This window comes from Hyalangium ruber (genome assembly GCF_034259325.1).
Classification (GTDB): Bacteria; Myxococcota; Myxococcia; order Myxococcales; family Myxococcaceae; genus Hyalangium_A; species Hyalangium_A rubrum.
Window position 1 is genome coordinate 791,050 of sequence record NZ_JAXIVS010000001.1, and the last position, 24,126, is coordinate 815,175.

General features: G+C 67.0%; 17 protein-coding genes. 6 read left to right on the top strand and 11 right to left on the bottom strand.

Features of this window, described 5'->3' with window-relative positions; genetic code table 11:
• Nucleotides 1–92: 92 nt before the first annotated feature.
• From SYV04_RS03225 to SYV04_RS03235, 3 genes are all read left to right on the top strand, one after another.
• Entirely contained in the window at nucleotides 93–2,306 is a 2,214-nt protein-coding gene (locus tag SYV04_RS03225) for a TonB-dependent receptor plug domain-containing protein (RefSeq protein WP_321544082.1), read from the top strand.
• 18 nt (nucleotides 2,307–2,324) lie between these two features.
• Nucleotides 2,325–3,434: a hypothetical protein gene (locus SYV04_RS03230; RefSeq protein WP_321544083.1), complete on the top strand. Its 1,110-nt coding sequence runs from the start codon at nucleotides 2,325–2,327 to the stop codon at nucleotides 3,432–3,434.
• Nucleotides 3,435–3,686: 252 nt separating this feature from the next.
• Nucleotides 3,687–8,126, top strand: coding sequence for a S8 family serine peptidase (locus tag SYV04_RS03235; protein ID WP_321544084.1), 4,440 nt, complete (start codon nucleotides 3,687–3,689; stop codon nucleotides 8,124–8,126).
• 75 nt (nucleotides 8,127–8,201) lie between these two features.
• On the opposite strand, the gene SYV04_RS03240 is transcribed toward SYV04_RS03235, so the two are convergent.
• From SYV04_RS03240 to SYV04_RS03270, 7 genes are all read right to left on the bottom strand, one after another.
• A complete protein-coding gene (locus tag SYV04_RS03240) occupies nucleotides 8,202–9,707 on the bottom strand; it encodes a sensor histidine kinase (RefSeq protein ID WP_321544085.1) in 1,506 nt (501 codons plus the stop codon).
• Nucleotides 9,708–9,882: 175 nt separating this feature from the next.
• Nucleotides 9,883–10,917: a phosphatase domain-containing protein gene (locus SYV04_RS03245; protein WP_321544086.1), complete on the bottom strand. Its 1,035-nt coding sequence runs from the start codon at nucleotides 10,915–10,917 to the stop codon at nucleotides 9,883–9,885.
• Nucleotides 10,914–11,957: a phosphate acyltransferase PlsX gene (gene plsX, locus SYV04_RS03250; protein ID WP_321544087.1), complete on the bottom strand. Its 1,044-nt coding sequence runs from the start codon at nucleotides 11,955–11,957 to the stop codon at nucleotides 10,914–10,916. The genes SYV04_RS03245 and plsX overlap by 4 nt, the downstream gene beginning before the upstream one ends.
• A 9-nt stretch (nucleotides 11,958–11,966) precedes the next feature.
• Nucleotides 11,967–13,274 (bottom strand): MFS transporter, encoded by a 1,308-nt coding sequence (locus SYV04_RS03255; protein ID WP_321544088.1) that lies wholly within the window; start codon nucleotides 13,272–13,274, stop codon nucleotides 11,967–11,969.
• Nucleotides 13,275–13,284: 10 nt separating this feature from the next.
• Nucleotides 13,285–15,315 (bottom strand): adventurous gliding motility protein GltC, encoded by a 2,031-nt coding sequence (gene gltC / locus SYV04_RS03260; RefSeq protein WP_321544089.1) that lies wholly within the window; start codon nucleotides 15,313–15,315, stop codon nucleotides 13,285–13,287.
• Nucleotides 15,312–16,145 (bottom strand): outer membrane beta-barrel domain-containing protein, encoded by an 834-nt coding sequence (locus SYV04_RS03265; RefSeq protein ID WP_321544090.1) that lies wholly within the window; start codon nucleotides 16,143–16,145, stop codon nucleotides 15,312–15,314. Before SYV04_RS03265 ends, gltC begins: the two co-directional genes overlap by 4 nt.
• A complete protein-coding gene (locus tag SYV04_RS03270) occupies nucleotides 16,145–16,963 on the bottom strand; it encodes an outer membrane beta-barrel domain-containing protein (protein WP_321544091.1) in 819 nt (272 codons plus the stop codon). The genes SYV04_RS03265 and SYV04_RS03270 overlap by 1 nt, the downstream gene beginning before the upstream one ends.
• A gap of 251 nt (nucleotides 16,964–17,214) precedes the next feature.
• Between SYV04_RS03270 and cglC the strand changes: the two genes are divergently transcribed.
• Nucleotides 17,215–17,715, top strand: coding sequence for an adventurous gliding motility lipoprotein CglC (gene cglC / locus SYV04_RS03275; protein WP_321544092.1), 501 nt, complete (start codon nucleotides 17,215–17,217; stop codon nucleotides 17,713–17,715).
• An 84-nt stretch (nucleotides 17,716–17,799) separates the two neighbouring features.
• Entirely contained in the window at nucleotides 17,800–19,248 is a 1,449-nt protein-coding gene (locus SYV04_RS03280; protein ID WP_321544093.1) for a vWA domain-containing protein, read from the top strand.
• A gap of 10 nt (nucleotides 19,249–19,258) precedes the next feature.
• Here the strand turns inward: SYV04_RS03280 and SYV04_RS03285 are convergent, their stop codons facing one another.
• From SYV04_RS03285 to SYV04_RS03295, 3 genes are all read right to left on the bottom strand, one after another.
• On the bottom strand, nucleotides 19,259–19,822 hold the full coding sequence (locus tag SYV04_RS03285; RefSeq protein ID WP_321544094.1) for an imm11 family protein: 564 nt from the start codon (nucleotides 19,820–19,822) through the stop codon (nucleotides 19,259–19,261).
• Nucleotides 19,823–20,460: 638 nt separating this feature from the next.
• The gene (locus SYV04_RS03290) at nucleotides 20,461–21,078 is read right to left on the bottom strand and encodes a hypothetical protein (protein WP_321544095.1); all 618 of its coding nucleotides are present in this window, start codon (nucleotides 21,076–21,078) and stop codon (nucleotides 20,461–20,463) included.
• Nucleotides 21,079–21,095: 17 nt separating this feature from the next.
• Nucleotides 21,096–22,388, bottom strand: coding sequence for a hypothetical protein (locus SYV04_RS03295; RefSeq protein ID WP_321544096.1), 1,293 nt, complete (start codon nucleotides 22,386–22,388; stop codon nucleotides 21,096–21,098).
• Between the two features lie 362 nt (nucleotides 22,389–22,750).
• On the opposite strand from SYV04_RS03295, the gene SYV04_RS03300 reads away from it, so the two are divergent.
• Nucleotides 22,751–23,536: a transposase gene (locus SYV04_RS03300; protein WP_321544097.1), complete on the top strand. Its 786-nt coding sequence runs from the start codon at nucleotides 22,751–22,753 to the stop codon at nucleotides 23,534–23,536.
• Between the two features lie 33 nt (nucleotides 23,537–23,569).
• Here SYV04_RS03300 and SYV04_RS03305 read toward each other — a convergent pair whose 3' ends face one another.
• Nucleotides 23,570–23,989, bottom strand: coding sequence for a transposase (locus SYV04_RS03305; protein WP_321544098.1), 420 nt, complete (start codon nucleotides 23,987–23,989; stop codon nucleotides 23,570–23,572).
• Between the last annotated feature and the right edge of the window lie 137 nt (nucleotides 23,990–24,126).

A 24,126-nucleotide genomic window follows, 5' to 3' on the forward strand; every position in this document is an offset into this window, starting at 1 on the left:
CACGAGAGAAGCGCCGCGCGTCCGTGAAGCCGGGGTGGCTCTCTGGACAGGGTGTCGGGCGCATGGCTAGGTGAGCGGCACCCGCGCTCACCATGGTCCGCAGCCCTCCCTCGATCACGCGCCTGCCGCTGCTCGCACTGATCCGTGTGTGGCTCGGGGCGTGGCTCGGCGCGACCGCCGCCTGGGGCCAGGAGCCCGCGGCCGAGGCACCGCCTCCCGCGCGAGAGACGCTCGTCACCGACACCACGCAGCCGGCCGAGGCGCCCGAGGGCCGCGCGACGAGCACCGTCCACCGCTCGGACTTCGAGCGCCGCCTGCCGCGCTCCGCCCCGGACGCGCTGCGCTGGGAGCCCGGCGTCTTCGTGCAGCAGACGGCGCACGCCCAGGGCTCAGCGTACGTGCGAGGCCTCACCGGGCAGCAGACGCTGGCCCTCTTCGACGGCGTGCGCCTCAACACCAGCACCTGGCGCCAGGGGCCCAACCAGTACTTCTTCACCCTCGACTCCTCCACCCTGGACTCGGTGGAGGTGCTGCGCAGCGGAGCCTCCACCCCGTACGGCTCGGACGCACTGGGCGGGGTGCTGCTCGCCCACCCCCTCGAGCCGCCCACGAAGCCCACGCCGCTGCGCCCCACCCTGCGGCTGCGAGGCGCCACCGCGGATCAGGAGCGCGGGGGCCGGTTCCAGCTCCAGGGCGCTACCGAGACGCTCGGCTTCCTCGCGGGCTTCGGAGGCCGGCGCGTGGGCCTGCTGGAGAGCGGCGGCACCGTCCTCAACCCCAGCGACGGCAAGCTGCCCGAGGTCCCCCGCTTCGCGCCCGACGAACGCACCCAGCTCGGAACCGGCTTCGACGAGCTCACCGGCGATGCCCGCCTCGTGTGGCGCCCCACGGCGGAGGACACCCTCACCGCCGCCACGTACCTCTATCGCCAGTACGACGCCCCCCGCACGGACCAGTGCGCCCCGCCCTTCTCTCGCTACGACGAGTGCCTCCGGTACGAAGAGCAGTTCCGCACGCTGGCCTACGTGGCCTGGGAGCGCGCCCAGCCCGAGGGCCCGTCCTCGCGCGTCACCCTCTCCTGGCAGCGCCAGCACGAGCAGCGCACCTTCAACCGCCCCGCCTTCTTCGTCGTGGACCGAGGCACGGACGACGTGGACACCCTCGGCACCACCGTGCGCCTCTCGCCCCGGGCCCTCACGCTGGCGGGCCGGGCCCTGCACCTCACCTTCGGCGGAGACGGCGCGGTGGACTTCCTGCGCTCCTCGGCCCTCACCCGCTTCACCGCGCTGGACGTGGAGCTCCAGCGCAGCCGGGGCCAGTACCTCCAGGGCTCGCGCTACTTCACCGGAGGCCTCTTCGCGGACGGCGCGTGGCAACTCCAACCGCGCCTCACCCTCCGCGCGGGCACGCGACTGGGCCTGGCGCTGGCGCACGCCCCGGCGGACCCCGAGTCTGGCACGCAGCGGGTGGAGAGCGCCTGGGTGCCGTGGGTGGGGCACACGGGCCTGGAGTGGCGCACCACCGAGGCCCTCTCGCTGCTGGCGCACGTGGACCACTCCTTCCGCGCGCCCAACCTGGATGATCTCACCTCGCGCCAGCAGACCGGCCCGGGCTTCCAGTTCGAGAACGCGGCGCTCGGCCCGGAGCGCGCCACCACCCTGGAGCTCGGCGCCCGTCTGCGCACCAGCCACCTCTCGCTGGAGGGCTGGGGCTTCGCCACCCGCCTCCACGGCGCCATCATCCGCCGCCCGCGCAACGTCACCGACTGCCCGCCCTCCACGCCCCAGTGCGGCGCCTCGTGGTCGCGCTTCCAGCTCGTCAACGCGGCGTCCGACAGCTCGCTCTACGGCCTGGAGGGCAGCGCCCGCCTGAGGCTCCCCTGGACGCTCACACTCCAGACAGGCGTGGCCTGGGCGTGGGGAGAGAGCCCCAACCCCGCCGAGCCCCCCAGCAACCCCGCGGTACCCTACGCCCCCCGCCTGCCGCTCTCGCGCGTGCCGCCCCTCAACGGGACCGCGGAGCTCTCGTGGAGCCACCCCTGGGGCTTCTCGGCGAGCACCGGCGTGCGCTGGGCCCTGCCGCAGACCCGGCTCGCGCTGGCCGACCGCTCCGATGCGCGCATCCCCCTGGGAGGCACGCCGGGCTACGCGGTGCTGGACGTGCGCGCCTCCTGGCGGCTGGGCACGCGCCTCATCCTCGCCGCCGTGCTCGAGAACGTGACGGACACCGCGTACCGCTCCCACGGCTCGAGCGTGAACGGGCCGGGCCGCGGCGTCCTGCTGTCCCTGGAAACCACCCCCCTCTGAACAAAGGAGAGCCACACCATGAAGAAGCGCCTTCTGTGCCTGACCGCGGTGACGCTGTGGATGTCCGCCTGCAACGAGTCGGATCCCATCGATCCGCCCGTCAACCCGCCGGCCTTCGAGTGCAAGCCGACCCCCGTCACCACGGAGGACGTGGCGAGCTGCCAGCCGGCGGCCACGGACTACCGGCCGCGCGAGCCGCAGGTGAACAACGGCCCCACGGATGCGTGGGCCGCGTGCATCTCGGATGACAACACCTACCACCCCATCAACCAGAACATCTCCACGGTGGCGCGCTCGGCGGCGTACGACGAGATCGCCGGGCTGCTGTGGCGCGACTGCCAGACGCCCTCGAAGGAGAACTTCGTGACGGCGCTGGACAAGTTCACCCAGCCCGAGGGCATCGCCTCGCGCGTGCAGCGCCGCGAGGACTACCACTACCCGGCGGCCCCCAACGGCGGGCGGTGCCGCGACGCGGGCGTGCCGGAGACGGCGCCGGACCGCTGCGTGGGCCCGTCCAAGCTGCTGCCCATCATCAACGACGCCTTCACCAAGGGCGCCAACGGCGAGCAGCCCCGCGTGCAGGCCGCGCGCATCGAGGCGGCGCTGCTGTGGTTCTTCTACATCTCGCCCTACTCCGAGGTGAACAGCTGCACCAGCGCGCCGCAGGACTGCGACAGCGCCTGGGCCTACTACACGGGTGGCAGCGCGCGCGGCACGCCCGTGGGCCTGGCCGCCATCGTGCGCGACGTGGGGCCCGCCACGCACGAGCGCGCCTATGACGCGGCGCTGGCGGTGCGCTGCTGGCGCAACCTGGACAACGAAACGGGCGCCGCCTCCAACCTGGAGCTGCGCAACCGCGCCATGGCCCAGTACGACCGCGCGCTCTTGCGCGGCGTGGCCCTCGTCCTCCGCCAGCGCTTCACCCAGCTGCCCCAGGGCACCGAGGAGGATCAGCAGACGCGCCTGGCCTTCATCAACACCCTGGCGCCCTTCCTGGACCGCGAGGCCCGCGCCCGCAACGCCTCTCAAGCCGAGGTGCTGAGGACCCAGTCTTCCAGTGCGAGTGCCTCCGCGGTGGATGTCGCCGCCGCCACCGCCGCGATCGATGCGCTCTTCTCCTGCCCGTAATCAATAGGGAATCCCAGGACCGCACAGTTGCTGTGACGCACGTGTTTCACTGGGCTTCCAATTTTTCCCTGTTCTCATCCCCAGAAGCGAAAATTCTCGCAGGACAAGAAGAACTACGTCCTATTGACAACTTTGCTTAAACAGAACTCAATTACATTGGATTATTGAATCAGTAATCCAGTTGGGCAGGGGTACCGCCGAGAAAACCTCTGTCTGGTAGTTCCCATCCTCAGCAGAAAGCAGGAGCCGTTAATGAAGAGTTGGGTGAAGTCGAACGCCCGTCCGGCAGCCCCCGGCCGGAAGACCTTCGCTGCACTGGTCCTTGGGCCGATCCTGGCGTTGCAGGGTTGCACGAAGAAGGAAGAGCCCGCCGAGCAGACCCCGGCCGCGACGAAGCTGGTCAGCGCGCTGGACTCCGCGGGAACGATGCGTACCGAGGACGGCTCGGAGTACAAGCAGGGCCAGTTCCTGGTGCGCTTCAAGAAGGGCGCTGGCACGCTGGCCGCGTCCCTGACGCACGCGCGCCTTGGCGCCCGGGTGCTCCGCACCTACCGCAATCAGCCCGAGCTCCAGCTCGTCCAGCTGAACGTTGAGTCCGTGAAGGATGGCCTCTCCGCGTACATGAAGGACCCGAACGTCGAGCGCGTAGAGCCCAACTGGGTCTACCGCATCGTCGGCGCGCCCCATGCCAACGCGCTGCCCAACGACGCCCGCCTGGGCGATCTCTGGGGCATGCACAACACCGGTCAGTCGGGCGGCGTGGCCGACACCGACATCAACGCCCCCGAGGCGTGGGACATCACGACCGGCAGCAGCACCGCGGGCGTCATCACCGTCATCGATACCGGCGTGGACTACACCCACCCGGATCTGGCGGCGAACATGTGGACCAACCCCGGTGAGATCGCCGGCAACGGCGTCGACGACGACAACAACGGCTACGTCGACGACATCCACGGTATCAATGCCATCACCGGCACTGGTAACCCGATGGACGACAACGACCACGGCTCGCACTGCTCGGGCACCATCGCGGGCCACGGCAACAACGGCGTGGGCGTGGCGGGCGTGAACTGGACGGCCCAGATCATGGGCTGCAAGTTCCTCGACGCGGGCGGCAGCGGCTCTCTGGCCGACGCCATCACCTGCTTCGACTACGTCCACGAGATGAAGACGCGGGCCAACAACCCCGTCAACATCATCGCCACCAGCAACTCGTGGGGCGGCGGCGGCTTCTCCCAGGAGATGCTGGACGGCATCATCGAGCACCGCAACGACGGCATGCTCTTCCTCGCCGCGGCGGGCAACGCGGGCGCCAACAACGACACCACCACGGCCTACCCCAACGGCTACTTCGTCTCCAACGTCATCGCCGTGGCGGCGCATGACCGGAGCAACGCGCTGGCCAGCTTCTCCAGCTACGGCCGTCGCACCGTGCACATCGCCGCTCCTGGCGTCGACGTGCTCAGCAGCATCCCCGGTGGCTACGACTTCTTCGACGGCACCTCCATGGCCACGCCGCACGTGTCCGGCCTGGTGGCGCTGCTGAAGGCGCAGGACCCCAGCCGCGACTGGCGCCAGCTGAAGAACCTGGTGCTCGCCGGTGGCGTGACGGGCACTGCCTACACCACCAAGACCCTGACCGGTAAGCGTCTGCGCGCCGCGGACACCGACGGCAAGGGCTCGATGACGTGCAACAACCAGATCTTCGCCACGCGCGCTCGCCCGATCGCGGACACCGTGTCCGTGGGCGTGTACGATCCGGTGCAGCTGGTTGCCTACAACGTCAACTGCGCCAACCCCGTGGGCACCACCACGGTCACCGTCGCCCCGAGCGGCGAGACCGTGACCCTGACCGACAGCGGCCAGTACGGCGATGAGGTCGCGGGCGACGGCATGTACACCGGCTACTTCGAGCCGGGCACCGCGGGCAGCCACACGCTGACCTTCCCCGGCGGCGACACGCTCGTCGTCAACGCGGTGCAGTCGTACGTGAAGTCCTCGGTCCCCTACGTCTGGCGCGAGATCACCGGCACCAGCCTGGCGCAGACCGACGACACCGTGTCGACCATCACCTCGCCCTTCCCCATCCCGTTCGCGGGTGGCGCCGGCCTCACCGCGCTGCGCGTGGGCATGAACGGCTTCGTCAACTTCGACGCGTCGGCCAGCCCCAGCTGGACCAACGCCGCGCTGCCGCAGGCGGCTTCGCAGACGCTGGCCGCCATCCACTGGGATGACCTCTACCCGGGCACCAACGCCACCACCGAGAACGTGTTCTGGGCGGTGACGGGCACGGCGCCCACCCGCGAGCTGGTCATCGAGTGGCGCAACGTCCACCACCGTGACACCCGCACGGGCACCAACCCCCTGCGCTTCCAGATGGTGTTCTTCGAGGGCAGCCCCAACATCCTCTACAACTACCAGGACGTGGAGGTCGGCAGCGCTTCGCTCGACAAGGGCGCCAGCGCCACCGTGGGCGTGCAGGTCGGCAGCTCGGCCGCCGTTCAGCACAGCTACAACACCCCCTCGCTGGCCAACAACACCGCCTACCTGTGGAGCATGACCGCTTCCAGCCAGGCCCCGGTCGTCACGGCGATCGCCGTCAGCCCCGCCACCGTCACCGAGGGTGACACGGTGAACGTGGAGGCCACCTTCAGCGATCCGGACGGTGACACCGACGGCCCCTGGAAGGTGCAGATCGACACCGACTTCCCGGGCTGGTTCACCCCGGACATCGAGCAGAACGCCGCCTCCCAGGGCACCGCCTCCGGCTCGGCCATCGTCCGCGCCAGCGGCGAGGTGACCGTGGCCGTGCGCGTGCAGGACAAGAACGGCGTGCGCTCCACCGTGCAGAAGCAGATCATCAACGTCCAGGATGTGCCCCCCACCATCGGTGCCCTGGCCGTCTCCGGCCCGGCCAACGAGAAGCAGGGCGTCACCCTGACCACCTCCTTCACCGACCCGGGCCTGGACTCGCCGTGGCGCGTGGAGTGGGACCTCAACTACGACGGCACCACCTTCAGCGCGGACGCCACCAGCACCGCCTCCGAGCCGGGCAACGTCTCGCTCACGCACGGCTTCGCCAACGACGGCACCTTCACGGTCGCCGCTCGCGTGGTGGACGCCAACGGCGTGGTGAGCACCAACGTGCAGACGCTGGAAGTCACGGTGGCCGACCTGGCCCCCTCGCTCACCGGCATCGCGGGCACCACCGAGCTCGTCGAGGGTGGCACGCTGGCCCTCAGCGCCAGCTTCACCAACCCCGGTGACAACTCCAAGCCCTGGAAGATCCAGTGGGACTTCGACTACGACGGCACCACCTTCGACGTGGACGAGGAGGAGGAGCGCGCCACCGACGGCGCCATCACCCTGTCCCGCTTCGCGCGTGACGCGGGCGAGCTGAAGTACGCGCTGCGCATCGTCGACGCCGACGGCAGCGTCTCCCAGGTGCAGGCGCTCGACATGAACATCGCCGAGGCCTACCCCGTGCTCAGCCCGCTCCAGAGCCGCGTGCTCTCGGGTGGCGGCATGGAGCCGTCCGCGGTGGCGTTCGACCTCTCCGCCGTCAGCGGCGCCGAGCAGGCCGATGCCGACCCCATCACCGGTTACCTGTGGGACTTCGACGGGGACGGCGCGTTCGACTACGCCAGCTCCACGCCGATCGCGCTCAACATCTACCGCGACAACGCTCCCAACGGCCCGCACAAGGCCAAGGTGCGCGTGCTGGATGAGGACGGCTACTCCGAGACCGAGCTGGACGTGAACATCACCAACGTGGCCCCCACGCTGAACACCCCGGCGTCCATCAACGTCGAGGCGGGCAGCCTGCTGGCCGTGCGTCTGGCGGGCAGCGATGTGGGCAGCGACACGCTCACCTACAGCGTGACGGGCGCCCCCGAGGGCCTGTCGGTCACCTCCGACGGTCTGCTCCTGTGGACCCCGCGCCGCAACCAGGCCAATGGCAGCGGCCGCTCGTACAACATCACCGTCACCGTCACCGACGACGACGGCGCTTCGGCCAGCAAGCAGATCACCCTGCTCACCCGCTGGACGGACACCGACAACGACGGCATCGCCGACAGCTGGGAGCAGGAGCACGGCCTGAACCCGAGCATCGACGACTCGCTGGCCGACACGGACGGCGACGGCGTGAGCAACATGGCCGAGTTCCTCAGCGAGAACGGCGGGCCGCGCCTGCCGCAGAACGCCGAGGCCGCTGGGCCGCTCTCCGGTGACGAGGTCAAGGGCACCGAGATCGTCCTGCTGGCCCGCAACGTGGCCAACAAGGGCGACCTGACCAACGTGAAGTACCAGTTCCAGATGTTCTCCGACGCCGGCCTCGGCACCAAGGTGCGCGATGTGGTGGTGGACCAGGCCGCTGGCGAGACCACCTCGGCGACCATCACCGACGGCGAGGGCGACCAGAACCTCGAGGACAACCACACCTACTCCTGGCGCGTGCGTGCCACGGACGGTGAGCTGTTCGGTGGCTGGAGCGAGGTGCAGCGCGTGAAGTTCAACCCTGCCGAGCCTGCCGACGGTATCGACGGCAAGGATGGCAAGGACGGCAAGGACGGCGTCGATGGCAAGGACGGCAGCGGCTGCAGCGCTGGCGCCGGCGCCATGGGCGGCATGCTGCCGCTGCTGGTGATGGCGATGGGCCTGCTCGGCCGCCGCCGCCGCAACAGCTAAGGCTCGGCTGAAGTCCTGAAGTTCAGGAGGCGCCGCACCGGAAGCAACGGTGCGGCGCCTTCTTCTTTTCGCGCCTCAGTCCGCCGAGGCGGTGGGCAACGAGAGGCGGAAGGTGGTGCCGTGGCCAGGCGTGCTCTCCACGGAGAGGGTGCCGCCCATGGCGGTGATGATGTTGCGACACACGGCCAGGCCCAGGCCGGTGCCCTCCCCCACCGGCTTGGTGGTGAAGAAGGGCTCGAAGATGCGCTCCAGGATCTCCGGAGGAATGCCGGCGCCGGTGTCCTGCACGTCCACGGTGACGCGACCGGGGGCGCTGAGCCGGGCCACCACGCGAATCTCGTTCCGCTCGGGGCTGCCGGGGGCGATGGCGTGGGCGGCGTTGACCACCAGGTTGAGGAACACCTGCGCCAACCGGGTGGCATTGCCCTGAACGGGCGGCACGCCCTCGCAGTCCGAGACGAGCCGGGCCCGGCCGCGCAGCTCGTGGGCGGCCATCTTCGCCACCGTGCGCACCACCGCGGCCACGTCCGCCACGCCGTGGCCCGCGTCCTCCGTGCGGGTGACGGACTTGAGATCCTGCACGATGAAGCGCACCCGCTCGGCCCCCTCGCGCGCATCCGCCAGCGCCTCCAGCAGGGCCTGCCGCTCCTGCTCGGAGCGGGGCTCGCGCCCCTGCCGCACCTCCTCGTGGGCGTAGGCGAGGTTGTTGATGACATAGGCCAGCGGGTTGTTGATCTCATGCCCCACGCTGGCCACCGTCTGCCCCAGGGCGGCGAGGCGGGCCGACTGCACCAGCCGCGCATTCGAGGCCTCGAGCTCGCGCGCCATCTGGTTGAAGCCCCGGGCCAGGGTGCCGAGCTCGTCGCGCGTGCCCTCGGGCAGGGCGGAGTTGAACTCGCCCCGGCCGATGCGCTCGGCGCCCTCCAGCAGCGAGCGGAGCCGGCGGTTCAACGGCACCAGAATGGTCGAGGCCAACGCGAACATCAGCCCCACGGACATAAGGGGAACGGCCACCGCGGCGATCCGCCCGGAGCGAACGACGCGCTCGGAGCTGAGCACCAGGCGTCGGACCTCCTCCTGCTCTCGCGCCAACGCCCGCTCCAGCAGCGGCTCCACGCGGCGGCCGAACTCGTCGATGGCCTCGCGCGGCTGGCTCTCCCGGGGCTCGAGCTGCACGGGCAGCGGCCGGAACCGCGCCTCGGAGTGCTCGGTCCACAGGAGCAGCTCTTGCTCCAGCTCCTGGAACTCCTCTTCCTCTTCCTCGCGGCTCACCCCCTCCAGCGCCTCCTCCTGCTGGGCGAGGATGCGGAAGCGCGCGAAGTGGGACTCGATCCGCCGGAGCTGCGCGGCCCGAAGCGCGCGAGTGTCCCGCCCAGCCCCCTGCGCCAACTGCAAGGCGTCCAGATACACCAGGGACTCGCCGCGCAGCTGACTCAAGGTGAAGCGCTGCTCATAGGCCTGTGCCGAGAGATCCCGAAAGCGCCGGCCCAGGCTGGTGCCTCGCATGAGCGCGACCCCCATCACCGCGGTGAGCGCGAACGCCACGGCCGAGAACAGCAGCACCTTGCCCCGGATCGTCATGGCACCGGCGCTCCTCCATTCCAGTCCCCGCCCCCCGCAGTACCCTGGCAATCGGAATGGTTTTCAGTCCCGCATTGAACAACAGCCGTGCCAGCCGGGCCAACCCAGCAATCCCAGCCCCAAGCGGGAGGAACCCCACCTGTGGAGAATGAGACGGAGCGCGCCCGGCCCGCGGTTACTTCTTGCGGTCCTTATGGGTGCGCGGCAGCGCGTGGGAGATGAGGGACACATAGTCCACCGCCTGCACCTTGGGCGGCGGCGGCGGCGTGCCCAGCGCGGCCAGGCGCTTGGTGAACGCGGCGATGATGTCGGGCACGGGGCGGATGGCTTGAATCAGCCCGTTGGGCCCCTCGAGCGCCTGCGAGAGCGCCACCGCCGCCTGCTGCAGCGGCAGGCCCCGGCGGATGAGGTCCTGGAACGAGTTGGACAGGGTGATGATGTTGTGGCCGGCCGTCTGCACCATCTCCACGGCGATTTTGATGACCTGGGGAGCGGTGAGGTGCCCGTCGGCCAGCAGCACCAGCGCGGCCTGGAAGTAGTTGAAGACGGGCACCACGCGCGGGCCGTAGGCGGCGAAGTGCGCGGGCGGCGTGAGCTTGTCCAGGTGGATGAAGATGCGGCGCACGGGGTCCGACACGGGGATCTGCTTCCACGTGGCATGCACGCGCGCGGCGTCATCCGGGTAGACGCCGCCGGCCTCCAGCACCTGGGTGAGCACGCGCTCGTCCACGCGGCCGGCGATCAGATCCGCGTAGAGCGAGTAGATGAAGGCGTCGGCCTCCGCGTCGTCTCCGAAGAGCACCTCCTCGGCCTCGACGGGGGCGCGCAGGCGGCTGTCGAGGATGGCGGGCAGCTTGTAGCCCACTTGTCCCCGCAGGGCCCGAAAGCGCCCGCGCAGCAGGTTGCCCACGTTGTCCTTGAGGACGAACTCGTCCCACTTCACCCCGTCGAGCTTGAGCTTCTCCTCCAGCACGGCGCGCATCTGCTTGGGGCTGCCGGAGACGATGCACAGGCGGGTGTCGCCATTGGCCGCCAGCTCGCGGATGAGCGCGCTGGCGCCCGGCACGGCCACCTTCTCGTGGGCCTTCTGGAAGGCGGTGCGCACCAGGTCCCGGAACGAGTCGAAGTCGGTGCGCAGGTACGTCTTGTCGAGATCCCACCGGTAGATGCGCCTGGGAGGCCGGGGATCGATGCGGTCCGGCAGGCTCACTTCGCGAGGCCCTCCTGGATGGCCGTGCCCAGCTGGTGCGCCACGGCCTTGGCGGCCACCTTGCCCGCGTTGGTGATGGCGCGCGCCTTCGAGCGCCCGTGCGCCTTGATGAAGATACGGTCGAAGCCGAGGATGGGGGCCCCGCCGTACTGCTCCCAGTCGGTGATGTCTTTGATCCGCTGGATGCCGCTGGAGAGCATGGCCAGGCCGGCGCGCCAGCGCAGCTTCTCCTTGTAGGCGTAGCGGGCCAGCTCCACCACCGTCTCGTGGACGCCCTCGAGCATCTTCAGGCACACGTTGCCCACGAAGCCGTCGGTGACGATGACGTCCACGGTGCCCTTGGGGATCTCCACGCCCTCCACGTTGCCGACGAAGTTGAGCCCTCCCATGGAGGACAGGCGCGTGTGGGCCTCCACCACGCGCGGGGGGCCCTTCTGCGGCTCCACGCCGTTGGAGAGCAGCGCCACCTTGGGGCGCTCGTTGCGCGAGATGATGCGCGCGTACGCCGAGCCCATGACGGCGAAGGTGACCAGGTCCTCGGCGGTGGCCTCCACCGTGGCCCCCACGTCGAGGATGAGCGAGAACGGATCCTCCTTCTCGCCGCGAGTGCCGCGCGTCGGGTACACGGCCGCCAGCGCGGCCCGGCGCACGCCGGGGATGAGCTGGAAGTGGCGCGCGCACGCGAGCACGCCCGCGCCGGTGTTGCCGGCGGAGACCAGGGCGTGGGCCTCGCCCTCGGCCACCAGTCGCGCGGCCACCGCCACCGAGGCGTTCTTCTTTCGCGCCAGCGCCTCGCCGGGCTTCTCGTCCATGCCCACCACCTCGGTGGCGTGCTGCACGGAGATGCGCTCGGCGCGGTGCTTGGTGTCGGCCAGCACCGCGTCGATCTGCTCGCGGTCGCCGACGAGCAGCGCGTGGATGTGGGGTGCTTCGAGGGAGAGCTGCGCGGCGCCCCGCACCACCTCGGCGGGCCCGTGGTCGCTGCCCATCACATCGAAGGCAATGGTGACGTCCTGGATCTCCTCACGCGTGCCCGCCATGAACCCATCTTACGAGCTTTGGCCGACGCTCGCGCCCGGCAATCGCATGCGTGAGGCCAGCGACAGGGCCAGCACCAGGCCGGCCACCATGAGCACGGCGGCCGTTCCATAGGGCGCCACGGGCCCGAAGCCGGTGAAGAGCCACCCGCCCAGGGCGGGGCCGAGGATGCGGCCCAGCGAGCCGAAGGCCTGATAAGTACCCAACACCGCGCCCTGGCGCTCGGGCGGAGCGTGCAGCGAGGCCAGGGCGGACATGGCCGGGTTGGCGAAGGCCGAGCCCACCGCGAGCAGCCCCATGGCGGGGAAGAGCCAGCCGTAGGAGGGCGCCAGGGGCAGCAGCCCCAGGCCCAGCGCCGTCACCCCGAAGCCCACCACGGCCAGCACGCTCTCGCGTCCCGGGTGGTGGTTGCCCTCCTCCTGCCGCCGCGCGGGCAACAGGCGGCGGATCAACCCGCCCTGGATGAGGGCCGACAGCACGCCCACCATGGCGAACAGCCACCCGGTGCGCAGGCTGGCCTGGGCCAGCGCCTCGGGGCTGGCCTGGGCGGAGAGGAAGAAGAGGCCGCCCTCCATGGGCACGGGCCCGGAGGAGAGGAAGCGCGACAGCAGGTACACCGAGAAGGTGCCCTCCATCTGCGCGAAGGCGGTGGTGAACAGGAGGATGAGCAGCAGGCAGTGCCCCACCACGGGCATGCGCAGCGCCAGGGCGGCCCCGCGCAGGGTGCGGGAGGAGGCGGCGGAGGGGCTGTCCACCCGACGCGACTCGGGCAGGAACAGGAAGGTGAGCACCAGATTCAGCCCGGCCAGGCTCGCGGCGAACAAGCCGATGGCGAGGTTGCCACCCCAGGCCCCCATGAAGCCGCCGATGGCCGGCCCCAGCACGAAGCCCAGGCCGAACGCGGCGCCAATGAGGCCCATGCCCCGGGCGCGCTCCTCCGGGCGGGTGACGTCGGCCACGTAGGCCTGCGCGGTGGAGATGTTGCCCCCGGACATGCCGTCGATGATGCGCGCCAGGAACAACAGCGGCAGCGAGTGGGCGAAGGCGAAGAGCAGGTAGGCCGCCATGGAGCCCGTGAGGCTCAGCAGCAGCACGGGCCGCCGGCCATAGCGGTCCGACAGCCGGCCCAGCACGGGGGCGAACACCAACTGCATCAGCGAAAACACGGAGACCAGGAGCCCCGCCGTGAACGGCGAGGCCCCGAACTTCACCCCGTACACACCCAGCTGCGGGATGAGGATGCCGAACCCGATGAGGTCCAGCGCGACGATGCCAAAGACGACGCGCAGCGAGGCGCGTCGCCCGGGAACCTCCTCCATTACCCCCCGCTTACTCGCTCGCCGTCTCGACGTTGCGGTTGGCCGAGTCACGCTCGATGCAGCCCTTGGTGAGCGTGTACTGGTAGGTGCCCAGCTCGTCTCGCCAGTACTCACCCTCGTAAGGCCAGTAGAGCTGATCGTCCGCCACCGCCACCGAGTAGCGGTACTTCTTGACGATCGCCGTGCGTCCACCCGCCTTGAGCTGCTCCTCGAGGAACTCCTTCTCCTTGGTCGTCGTCTCGAACTTGATGCGCAGACCGTTGGCCAGCAGCTGCTTGAGCGCCAGGAGCTCCGTCTCCAGCTTGCCCTTGGACATGATGCCCGCCTTCTCGATGAGGCCGGTGCGCTGGACCTTCAGGCCCTCCAGCAGCTCCTTGGTGAGCTCGGAGTACTTGAAGGTGTCGCCCTTCTCCGCGAAGGCATCCATCTCCGACTCCAGCTCGAGGATGGAGTCGTTGGTCTTCTTCAGGTCCTGATCCGTCAACGCCAGGCGGAGGATGCGCTCGAGGATGATGTCGGTGCCGTTCTTCGCCTGCCCCTCCTTGTTCTTCTTCTGCACCTCGGCGAGCACGCTGTAGTACTCGCTGGCGTCCATCTCCTTCTTCACCAGCAGTTCCAGCTGCTCGTGAACCGGCAGATAGGTGCGCTCGAAGTCCTGGAGGATGAGGGAGGACTCGCGGTAGCGGCAGTTCTCGTAATAGATGACCGCCTTGAGGATGAGCGCCTCGGGGAAGTACTCCTCGCGGAAGAAGGGCGAGGACAGGGTGATGAGGTTGCCCAGCGCCTGCTCGTACTGGCCCACGCGGTAGTTGGCCCAGCTGCCCTCGAACATCGACTCGAGCCACTGGTTGGTGCCGCGCTCGATCTTGTTGAAGTAGAAGATCGCGTAGCGGTTCTGCTGCATGCCGTAGTGCGTGCGCGCCAGCTGCATGAAGGCCAGCTCACGCAGCGACTGATCGAGCTGCACCTGCTCCGCCGTCTTCACGCCCCCGGGCCGGGTGAGGCGAACCACTTCCTTCATCGCCTCGATGGAGGCCACCATGCTGGTGTCGCCGCGCCGCTGGTCCGCTGTCTTGTTCTTGCTGCCATTGCGGAAGTACGACAGGCCCTCGAGGTACTTGGCGCGCGGGTAGAAGATGTCGGTGCGCGGAATCTGCAGCGTCAGGCGCTTCACTTCCTCGAAGCTCTTGTCCGCGGCGTCCACCTGGCCCACCTGATCCAGCGCCCGGCCACGCACGAAGTGGTAGCGCGCCAGCAGGTAGCGGAACTCGTTGCGGAACTTCTCGGGGAACTCGTAGTTGGCGTAGCGGGCAATCTCATCGAGGATCACCGTCTCGTTCTTCGTCTTGCGGCTGATGAAGAAGAGCCACTCGAGGCTGGTCTTGAAGTACTTGGTCTGCGGACCTTCGGCGAGGATCTTCGAGAACTCGCCGAGCGACGAGTGGTACAGGCCCATGCGGTACAGGGCCTTGGCCACCACGTAGCGGGCCTCGGTGTGGAGCGCCGCCAGCTTCGGATCCTTGATGATCTCGTAGGCGACCATCGAGGACTGCTCGTACTCATCGTTCTTGAAGAACGAGATGGCCACATCCAGGCGCTGGCGGTCGGCCGTCTTGCCCGACACGTCCACCGCATCGAAGCTCATCGTCGGCGCGGTGCCCTTGTTGGTGTCACCGGAGAGGTCCAACCCCAGCCCACCCTGCTCTTCCGCGGCGGGCGCGGCGGCCGGCGGCGCGGCGGGCGACGGCGTGGGCGCCTCGGTGCCGGAGCCGGCCGGCGCCGCGGGCGGGGTGGTCGTCGGCGCCGCGGGCGGAGTCGCCAGGGGCGAGCTCTCCGCGGGAGTCTCCTCCTCCTCCTCCGGCGGGGGCGTGCCCTTCTTGCCCTTGGCGGTCTTCTTCTTCTTGGGGGTGGCCTTCTTCTTCTTCTTCTTCGAAGAGCCAGGCAGATCGAGGCCTTCGAAGCTCTGGGCAGGGGCCGGCATGGCCCAGGTCAGCGCGAGCCCGAGGAGCGCGAAGCGGAGCAGTCGGAGAGAGCGGATCATGACTCGGGAAGGGCGGTGGGGAAGAAGAAGGAGAAGCCCAGCTCGAACATCAGCTGGTTGCGCAGGGTGGTGGCCGGCAGCACGGCCTTCTCCACGTAGATGAGGTCCCTCACCTCCGTGCGCAGCGTCATGTGGCGGTTGAGGAAGAAGCGCAGGCCGATGCCGACGTTGCCGCCCACCGCCGTGTACGAGGTGCTGCTCGAGGCGGGGTTCTCGGGCGGGCCCTTGTACTGCACCATCGAGACGCCGCCGACGCCGTACAGATCGAAGTGGGCGAAGCTCTCGGCCAGCAGGGAGATCTTCCCGTAGATGGGGGCCCACTGCACATCCAAGCCGCCCATCAGGGTGAGCTGACCGGGAGCGGAGCCATCGAGCTGCTCGAAGGTAGGCGAGCGGCAGCCGCGCTGCACGTCGCCGTCGGTGCCGTTGTCGAACCTGCAGATCTGCGCCGAGCCGGACACCGTGGGCAGCGAGTAGCCAGCGCGCAGGCTGATGCCCAGCGTCTCCGCGGGGTGGTAGGTGACGGTGCCGCCGAAGATGTACTTGCGGAAGAAGGCATCGCGCAGCGTCACGGTGGCCGAGGGGCTGAACTCGAAACGGCCCTTCTTGAGGAACAGGTGGCCGGAGACGGGGCGGATGCGCTCGCGCAGCGGGCCCACCCGGTCCTTGTCCACTTCGGACACGTCACCCGCCTCGGTCTCCGAGGAGGAGGAGGAAGCGGGCGCCGGAGCGGGCTTGGGGTCGGAGGCGGGAGCCGGCGCGGGCGCCGTCTGGGCCAGCGCCGCCATGGGAGCAAGCCACAGGGCCGCGATCAGTCGGAGGGAGCGCATCACTCGGCCTCCCGTCCCGTGGACGACAGCGGGAAGAACAGCGAGATGCCGGCATTGATGGTCATGACGTTCTGGATGGCGCCCTTGCTGGTACCCAGGGGCTGATCCACGTACGAGGTGTTGATGAGGGCCACGTTGACGGCCAGGAAGTCCTTGGCCACGAAGCGCATTCCCAGGCCAAGGTCAGCGCCCACGTTGAGGCCGCGATTGGGCAGCGCCGAGGTCTCCGTCCGCACCGCGCCCAAGCCGCCCAGCAGGTAGCCGTCAAAGTGGAGGATGGAGTTGAGGAAGGCCACCTTGCCGTAGAGCGGGCTCCACTCCACATCGCCCATCGCGGTCCACTGGGGCACCGAGTGGAAGATGCGGCTCTGGAAGGCGCGCTTGGCGATGTTCACGTCATCCGAGGGCAGCACCTGCATGACGGACACGCGGGCGGCCACCGAGAGGGTGTCGGCGAAGTAGTAGGCGCCGCGCACCGAGGCGCCGAACTTGGAGTAGTACGGATCATTGATGGAGAAGCTCACCATGGGGGTGAGCTCGAAGCGGCGCGCCTTGAGGTACACCTTGCGCTGCACGCTCTTGACGCGGTCCTCCTGAGTGATGTCCGTGGGCACCACGGGCTCGGGCTCGGGGGCCGGAGCGGCGGGGGTCGAGAGGGCAGGAGGCGGCGCCGTCTCCTCGGCAGGAGCTTCCGTCTGCTCCTCCTCGGTCTTGTTGGCGTCTTCTGAGAGATCCAGCCCCATTCCTGGGTCGGTCTGGGCGAGCGCCAGCGCGGGCCAGAGGCACAGCGCGAGCAAAATAGCCTGAGGGCGATTCACTTCCGGAGGCTCCGTAGGGTGGCGGGCGAGCTGCTGTTCGCGAGTATTCGGGAGTGTCGACGGCCAGGGCATCCTATCTGCCCTCCGCCGCTACCCGTCAACCAATCCGCACTTGCCTGCTGCGCATCTATCCCTGCGGTATTCCTTCACAATTCCACTCCGGGCACCTTCCGCAAGAGTGAGTTGGCAGGACGAACCGGTGTGCTAGCTTTCCGGGCCCACCGCCAGCTCTTCCCCGAGGTGCATGCGACATGTCTCCGCGTCTGGTCATCTTCCTGAGCGCCGCCTTGCTGGCCAGCGGGTGCAGCGTCACCTCCGAGCTGGGCAAGGAGTGCGTGTTGGTGAAGAAGCCCACTCAAGAGGAGCTGGATCAGGGGATCTTGTCGGTGCCGGTGCTGGAGTCGGATGTGGCGCCGCGGCAGGACTTCATCTCCTTCGGCTCGACGTCCTGCGTGGAGCTGATCTGCGTGCGAGACGCGGACTTCCCGCGCAACCCGGATCAGAACGCGGTGGCCCTGGGCTACTGCAGCCAGGCCTGCATCGAGGGCGCGGACGCGACGGCGTGCGAGGTGACGGAGCCGAGCGCTCCGGAGGAATTGCGCGCGCGCATGGAGTGCCGCTCGCTGCTGCTGGACCAGGCCTCGCTGGAGCGGCTGCGCGCGGAGGACCCGGCGGCGTACCGGGCCACGTTCGGGGACAACAATTCTCCGTACTTCTGCGCCGGCGGTCTGGCCACGCTGCCGGAGGGCTGAGAAACTCGGGCCCGCGGCCCGTTTAGACCTTTTTAGCGCGTCGTTCGTCCTAGCAGGGCCTGCTGGATTTCAAGGAGCCCTGCCATGAACAAGACGTTCACCTTCCTGGCCCTGGCCGGAGCACTCGCGCTGGTGGCCCTGGTGTTGGGCATGCCGCGCGTGGCGCCCCCAGGGCCGCCGGCGGTCCACATCGCCACCCCGGTCCCCACACCCCCTCCCCCGCCGCAGCCGCCTCTGCCGCCACAGCCGCCGGCGAGCACCTCGCATGGCTCGCTGGCGATGACGAGCCGGCTGTCGCACCCCTACATCAACCCGGGCAGCACGGATCTGTTCGTCACGGTGGACGTGACGGGGGCGGAGGTGCCGGGCTCGCGACGCAGCGCGGTGAACCTGGCGCTGGTGATTGACCGGTCGGGCTCGATGAGCGGCTACAAGCTGCAGCAGGCGAAGCAGGCGGCGCGGCACCTGGTGGGGCTGCTGCGGGACGAGGATCGGCTGGCGATCGTCCACTACGGCTCGGATGTGAAGAGCCTGCCGAGCATGGCGGCGACGGCGTCGAACCGGGCGCGGATGCTGGAGTACATCGAGGGCATCTGGGACGAGGGGGGCACGAACATCAGCGCGGGGCTGACGACGGGACAGCACCAGGTGAACAGCGCGCGGCGTGCGTACCAGGTCAACCGCATCATCCTGATCAGCGACGGGCAGCCGACGGAGGGGGTGACGGACGAGGAGAGCCTGAAGCGGGTGGTGAAGGACATCCGGGCGGAGGGAGTGACGGTGAGCTCCATCGGCGTGGGGACGGACTTCAACGAGGACCTGATGCAGGCGTTCGGGGAGTACGGGGCGGGGGCGTACGGCTTCCTGGAGGATGCGGGGAAGCTGGCGACGATCTTCCAGAAGGACTTGCAGCAGGCGACGACGCAGGTGGCGCGCAACGTGGAGCTGTCGTTCGAGCTGCCGGCGGGGGTGACGCTGGGAGAGGTGCTGGGGTACCGGGCGCACCAGGCGGGGCGGCTGGTCCGGGTGCCGATGCCTGACTTCTCGGCGGGACAGACGGAGCGGGTGGTGGCGCGGGTGACGGTGACGGGCGGGGCGGTGGGCCAAGCGGTGAACGTGACGGGGTTGAAGCTGACGTACACGGACCTGATGAAGGATGGGACGGTGGAGAGCGCGGCGAGCCTGTCGGCGATGGTGACGGACCGCCGGGAGGAGGTGCTGGCGCGGCAGGACAAGGACGCGACGGTGTACGCGGTGCGAGCGCGGAGCGCGGCCAATCTCCAGAAGGCGGCGGAGGCGCTGAAGGGTGGGCGCAAGGAAGAGGCGCGGCAGTTCATCCAGCTGAACCAGGAGATGTTCAACGAGGCGGCGTCGGTGGCGGGAGCGCCGGCGGTGGCGGCGGACATGGCCGAGCAGCAGGCGGCATATGAGGAGTACGAGAAGGCGGAGAGCTCCGAGCAGGTGAACTCGGCGGTGAAGCGCTCGAAGGCGAAGGCGCTCAAGGACTTCGGTCGCCTGGGCTCGACGTACTGAGCCCCCTGCCCTACACCTCTTCGAACTTCACGCCCGTGGCGCCCATCCGTTCGAGGGCGCCCTTGATGTCCTCGGAGATGATCAAGGTGCCCAGCCAGCCCTCGGGGCGGAACACCTTGGTCGTCCCGACCCGAGCCTTGTCGATGTGCAGGTCCCGGACGTCTCGGTACTGCCCGACCTTGTGAGGCACTCCATCCTCGGGCGTCCAGAGCCGCACTCTGGACGCCTTTTCATCGATGCAGCGGACGCGACGCGTGGCCACCAGGATGAGGTACTGGTCCGGTTGGCCCTCGATGTCCACGGGGATGAGCTGCACGTCATCGGGGGCAAGCTCCGCGAACACGGTGGCCACCCGGACATGGACGACCGGGATCTTCAGGTTCGTCTCGGAGAAGTCCAGGGGCCGGCCCTCATGCTCCACGGGAACCTTCAGCCGCCCTTCGATGTGAAGCAGCTTCCCATCGGTGAACTGCCAGTCTTCCACCTCTTCGCCCTGCATGGACGTAGGGCTGCCCAGGTGCCAGCGCCCCGGGGCAGAGACATCGTCGTACAGTTCAAAGAAGCGCGGGTGCATCGAGCCTCTCTATCGCGGCTTGCCGACGGTCACGAGTTGGTTGAGCTCGGTGCCGGGTGTGGCGATTGGGCTTGCCCCGGCTACATGGCTCGCCCTTACATCGTGTGGATTCGCTGCGATGAGCCATTGCTGCATGAGGATCGCTGCACATGGCGCCAAGCACTGTGCTGCACATGGCTTGGCCCCTCCTTGTGCGCTTGCCATTCCGCGCCGTCTACCCCAAGCCTGATCCAAAATCGGCCGTTTGCGATGACGTGAGCAGAGCAGGATAGGAGCGGGAGCACGAAGGCAATGAGGCGCCGTGCGGTGAGTACGACACCTCCAGCGCGCTCAGAACGGCAGCCTGCAACGCTCGCTCACCAGCAGGACACTACCTCGGCGGCGCAAGCACCCGACCTCACTCGCCTTATGCGCTCCGTAACTCCGGACCTTGAATCAGGCCCGGGATTAGGCGGAGGCACCTGGCGTTGGTGCTCAAGCACTGCTCCCACTTCGCTCTACGGCGTAGTGAATTCGACGCCATCAAAATCGGCCATAGTGACGTTTCCGCAGAAACATATTCAAATCACTGCTCAGCCCCTGCGCCTTGTCCCTGTCAGCCCAGTGTCAGGACAGGGCGCGGCGAGCTGTTTACATGTTCATCGCTCGATGACCAAAGCCGGCCCCCAAGTGACTTGGGGACGGTTTTCGAGTGTAGACAAAAGGTAGCCGTAGCGACCTAATAGGCCCAATGCCACGTGATTGAGATGCCCTCCGCCTTTCCATGTCCATTCCGCGAGAATGCCAATTGACACATTGAAGAATGCCGCTGTGGCAGTGTCCTTGGTGGAGATCTCTTGGTCGGCAATCGTCAGTTGGCGTTCCTTTTCGTCGTTCTGAATTAATGCGCCAGCAGATCCCACGACAGCCAAGGTGAAGCCTGTTTTTGGTGCATAGATTCGAGTATCATCGACCTTACCTATCAGACTGATGCTTGGCCTGAAGGGCGTAAACCATACAGATCCAACCTCAAGCCCGGCGGCTGGGCTAATTCGGGTTTCGCCGCCTTCTCTAATGATAAGCAGAGAGATTGGCATGGCAGAAAGGCTGCGCACTTCCACAATTGGCGCAAGCTCGTTTTTGCACTCAGCCTCTGCTCCGTTGCCTTTCTTTCTGCACAATCGGTCGACACCCTCGGGAAGAGGGAGCTCGGACTCAGTGGTTTGTGCCATGGCGGTTGTTACGACGAGCACGCTTAGTGCAGTAACCATTCGCATATCTACTGCCCTCATATTCAATGCCCCTTCTGAGCAAAAGGTTGTTCGGGTGAGATCGTTGCTTGGGCTGACTCAGAGGCCAAGATGATGCGCCTCTTATTTCCTAATTGTTGCTCGGCTACTTTGAGCCACACTCGGTTCTTGGGAATGCGGCGCTCATCTGGTTCGGACTCGGCGTAGTCGCAACGATCAACCGCGCTTGAGGCTTTTCCTTGCTGTAGAACGCTCCAGGAAGGAGGAGTCTTGCTAGGGTAAAATTCAGGAGCCGCGCCTTCCTTCCTGCAGATAGCCAAAAACACAGAGGTTGGATTGCAGCACGTACCGGCACTGTTGGTGCAAACTCGAAAGTAGGCCCAGGTGCGGTCTGTTTTGCATGTCGCCAGTTCTTGCTCGTCGAATGTCTTCTCCTGAAATATATCGTCCTGTCTTGCAATAATTCCAACGTTGTGGTCCCGTTCAGTCGGAATGAAACTCCAGGCGCCGTCTACTTCGTCTCTCTGGGGAGATATGCCGACGAAATGAACGACGAGGGAGTTGGCGGCCCCATCAGGCTGGAACGACATCGGTTCCTCTATGACGTCCACGTTGAGTGACTTCAGTCCAAGTGTGCTGGTGAATGTAAAGGACTCGAAGCTCTCATCAGACGCGTAAAGGGAGATGGGCTGGACATGAGACGCGGAGATCGTCGTCTCCCCCGTGCCTTTCCAGGCGATAACACCAATTTGAGCGGACTTTCTTGGAATGGTGTATATGTCTTTGGCGAGTTCTGATTTGAACATCACTGAACCAAGTGCTGGACACTCTGGGTGTGCGACTCTTAGCGCCGTTCCGCGAAGAGACGGGAAGCGCAGTCTCCCTGCGTTTTGAATCCCTTCCTCTATGGCATTTCGACCATTGGCCACACAGCCCTTAGGTGTTGGATTCGTAAGGTCCGAGGGCGGGTCCAACTCAAGCGGCATGAAGACTATCGGATCAAGAACTTTATCCTTGGGCTTGGCAAGTATGGAGAATTTAATTCTATCGGCAATTGAGTAGGTAAAGCCCTTGACTATCTTTGATACAAAATCTTCGGGAAATCGGGGCACAAGCCAGCATATTGCTTTATCCCTCGTTTCAGGGTCCGGGCAGTTCCAGGCAAGAAAGGAGGCGATCTCTATCTTAGGAGGAGCAGTTGTTGTTATGCGTGTTTCACACCGTCCAGTGCCGCCGCCAACAGCATCAAACCGGTACTTGAGCACGAGGGCATTCCAGCCGGATTGTTCAATCCTTCCAAGGAGGTCGGACTCCACGGACGAGTTGATTGGAGCCATTACCAAACCCACTGGCTTGTGGTCGACCGGGTCTCTGGCCGTGACAATCGTTACCGTGCTTTGCTTAGACGATAGATCAATTTTCCAATCTGAAACCGCAACGGTTGGGCACTTATTACATGATTGAGTCGTGTCAGCCAATTCAATTGGGTGGGCCTGCCCTCCTGCTACTGCAGATGTCAATACCCAAATGAAGGCGACATATCGGCTCGCCGCGCTTAACCCTCGTTTGTATCCACGAGTGATCACAATTCGGTTCATGGCCCCCCTGCCTATTTGGATCTGTCAGTACTGTGCCATATAGCACAGTTGATGCCCATGGTCACGCGGCCAGCCAATCTGCCTGAGGCTGCTCATGCTACGTGTGGCTGAGCGTGCAGAAATCCACCCTCAGGGGCCTGCGCAACGAGGTGGAAGACGCCGTGGTGCTCAGGCTGCGCGAAGCCATCCCCGCCGAGGTGAAGGTGACGCTGGTGGCGGACCGAGGCTTCGCCGACCAGAAGCTCTACGCCCTACTGGGACAGGTGGGCTTCGAGTACGTGGTGCGTTTCCGTCAGTGCATTACCGTCACCAACGACAAGGGCGCGCGGCGCACGGCGGCAGACTGGGTGCCCAAGGCCGGCCACCTGCGCAAACTGCCGCAGGCCCTCGTCACTGCGGACTGCACGCAGGTGGGCACGGTGGTGTGCGTGAAGAAGAAGGGCATGAAGGAGCCTTGGTGTCTGGCCAGCAGCCTGCACTTGGCCTCGGCGGCCGAATTGGTGGCGCTCTACAGCCGTAGATTCACCATCGAGGAGAGCTTCCGGGACATCAAGGACCTGAGGTTCGGCATGGGACTGTCCCAGGTGCGCATCGCAGCGCCTGAGCGCAGGGACAGACTGCTGCTGCTCAGTGCCTTGGCTTGTGCGCTGCTGACGCTGCTGGGCGCTGCCGGTGAGAGTCGCGCCAGCTCAAGGCCAACACCGACAAGCGTCGCACCTACTCACTGTTTCGCCAAGGCGGCATGTACTACCAAGCCATCCCCAACATGCCCGAGCACCGCCTGCGCCCTCTCATCGAGCGATTCGCTCAACTCCTCAGCCAGCAGCCTCTTTTCCGCCAAGCCTTCGGGGTCATTTGAGGGGATGCCTCAGAGCTCAACCCCCTGAAAGTGCGCTCCACTACCCAGCGCTTGGCTTGAGCTATGACCCTAGCAGGCTGCTGGGCCAGACGCGCGACGCGCGGCGCAGCACCCCGTGGATGAGTTTGAGCGTGCCGTCCTTCTTCCATGGCCGGAAGTAGGAGTACACGCTCTGCCAGTCGGGAGAGTCGTCCGGCAGGTAACGCCACTGCACGCCGGTGCGCGAGCCGTAGAGCAGGGTATTGACCACGTCGCACCGCGAATACACCATTAGCTGTGGACCGATAGAGTTGCCGCGCACGAAGGGCTCGACCAATTTCCACTGCGCGTCGGTCAAATCCGCGTGGTACTCCCGTCGAACAGGAAGCTGGAGAGCAGAGCTTATGTCCGGCCTATAGAACGCGCGGCCAGAATGGGACAACTTGGTAAGTAGGACAATCCGTGTCCCACCTGCTAGAGCATTAGCACAGACAGGCGGCATCCTAGCCGTATGCACGAGCCTTGTGTCCGTTAGACTGCTGAGGGAGTACTACATCTAGGGCCTGCTCCCCTGATCAGCACTCTCTTAGCGCTGTGCCAATTCTGGGTTGACCGGTGGAATCCCCTGGCCCTATCTCC

Bases quoted from the DNA above. Each gene is read 5' to 3' on its own strand.
- SYV04_RS03285 (WP_321544094.1), bottom strand. From the start codon at position 19,822: ATGCACCCGCGCTTCTTTGAACTGTACGACGATGTCTCTGCCCCGGGG.
- SYV04_RS03230 (WP_321544083.1), top strand. From the start codon at position 2,325: ATGAAGAAGCGCCTTCTGTGCCTGACCGCGGTGACGCTGTGGATGTCC.
- SYV04_RS03265 (WP_321544090.1), bottom strand. From the start codon at position 16,145: ATGCGCTCCCTCCGACTGATCGCGGCCCTGTGGCTTGCTCCCATGGCG.
- plsX (WP_321544087.1), bottom strand. From the start codon at position 11,957: ATGGCGGGCACGCGTGAGGAGATCCAGGACGTCACCATTGCCTTCGAT.
- SYV04_RS03235 (WP_321544084.1), top strand. From the start codon at position 3,687: ATGAAGAGTTGGGTGAAGTCGAACGCCCGTCCGGCAGCCCCCGGCCGG.
- SYV04_RS03255 (WP_321544088.1), bottom strand. From the start codon at position 13,274: ATGGAGGAGGTTCCCGGGCGACGCGCCTCGCTGCGCGTCGTCTTTGGC.
- SYV04_RS03240 (WP_321544085.1), bottom strand. From the start codon at position 9,707: ATGACGATCCGGGGCAAGGTGCTGCTGTTCTCGGCCGTGGCGTTCGCG.
- SYV04_RS03280 (WP_321544093.1), top strand. From the start codon at position 17,800: ATGAACAAGACGTTCACCTTCCTGGCCCTGGCCGGAGCACTCGCGCTG.
- SYV04_RS03295 (WP_321544096.1), bottom strand. From the start codon at position 22,388: ATGGCTCCAATCAACTCGTCCGTGGAGTCCGACCTCCTTGGAAGGATT.
- SYV04_RS03305 (WP_321544098.1), bottom strand. From the start codon at position 23,989: ATGCCGCCTGTCTGTGCTAATGCTCTAGCAGGTGGGACACGGATTGTC.
- SYV04_RS03225 (WP_321544082.1), top strand. From the start codon at position 93: ATGGTCCGCAGCCCTCCCTCGATCACGCGCCTGCCGCTGCTCGCACTG.
- cglC (WP_321544092.1), top strand. From the start codon at position 17,215: ATGTCTCCGCGTCTGGTCATCTTCCTGAGCGCCGCCTTGCTGGCCAGC.
- gltC (WP_321544089.1), bottom strand. From the start codon at position 15,315: ATGATCCGCTCTCTCCGACTGCTCCGCTTCGCGCTCCTCGGGCTCGCG.
- SYV04_RS03290 (WP_321544095.1), bottom strand. From the start codon at position 21,078: ATGCGAATGGTTACTGCACTAAGCGTGCTCGTCGTAACAACCGCCATG.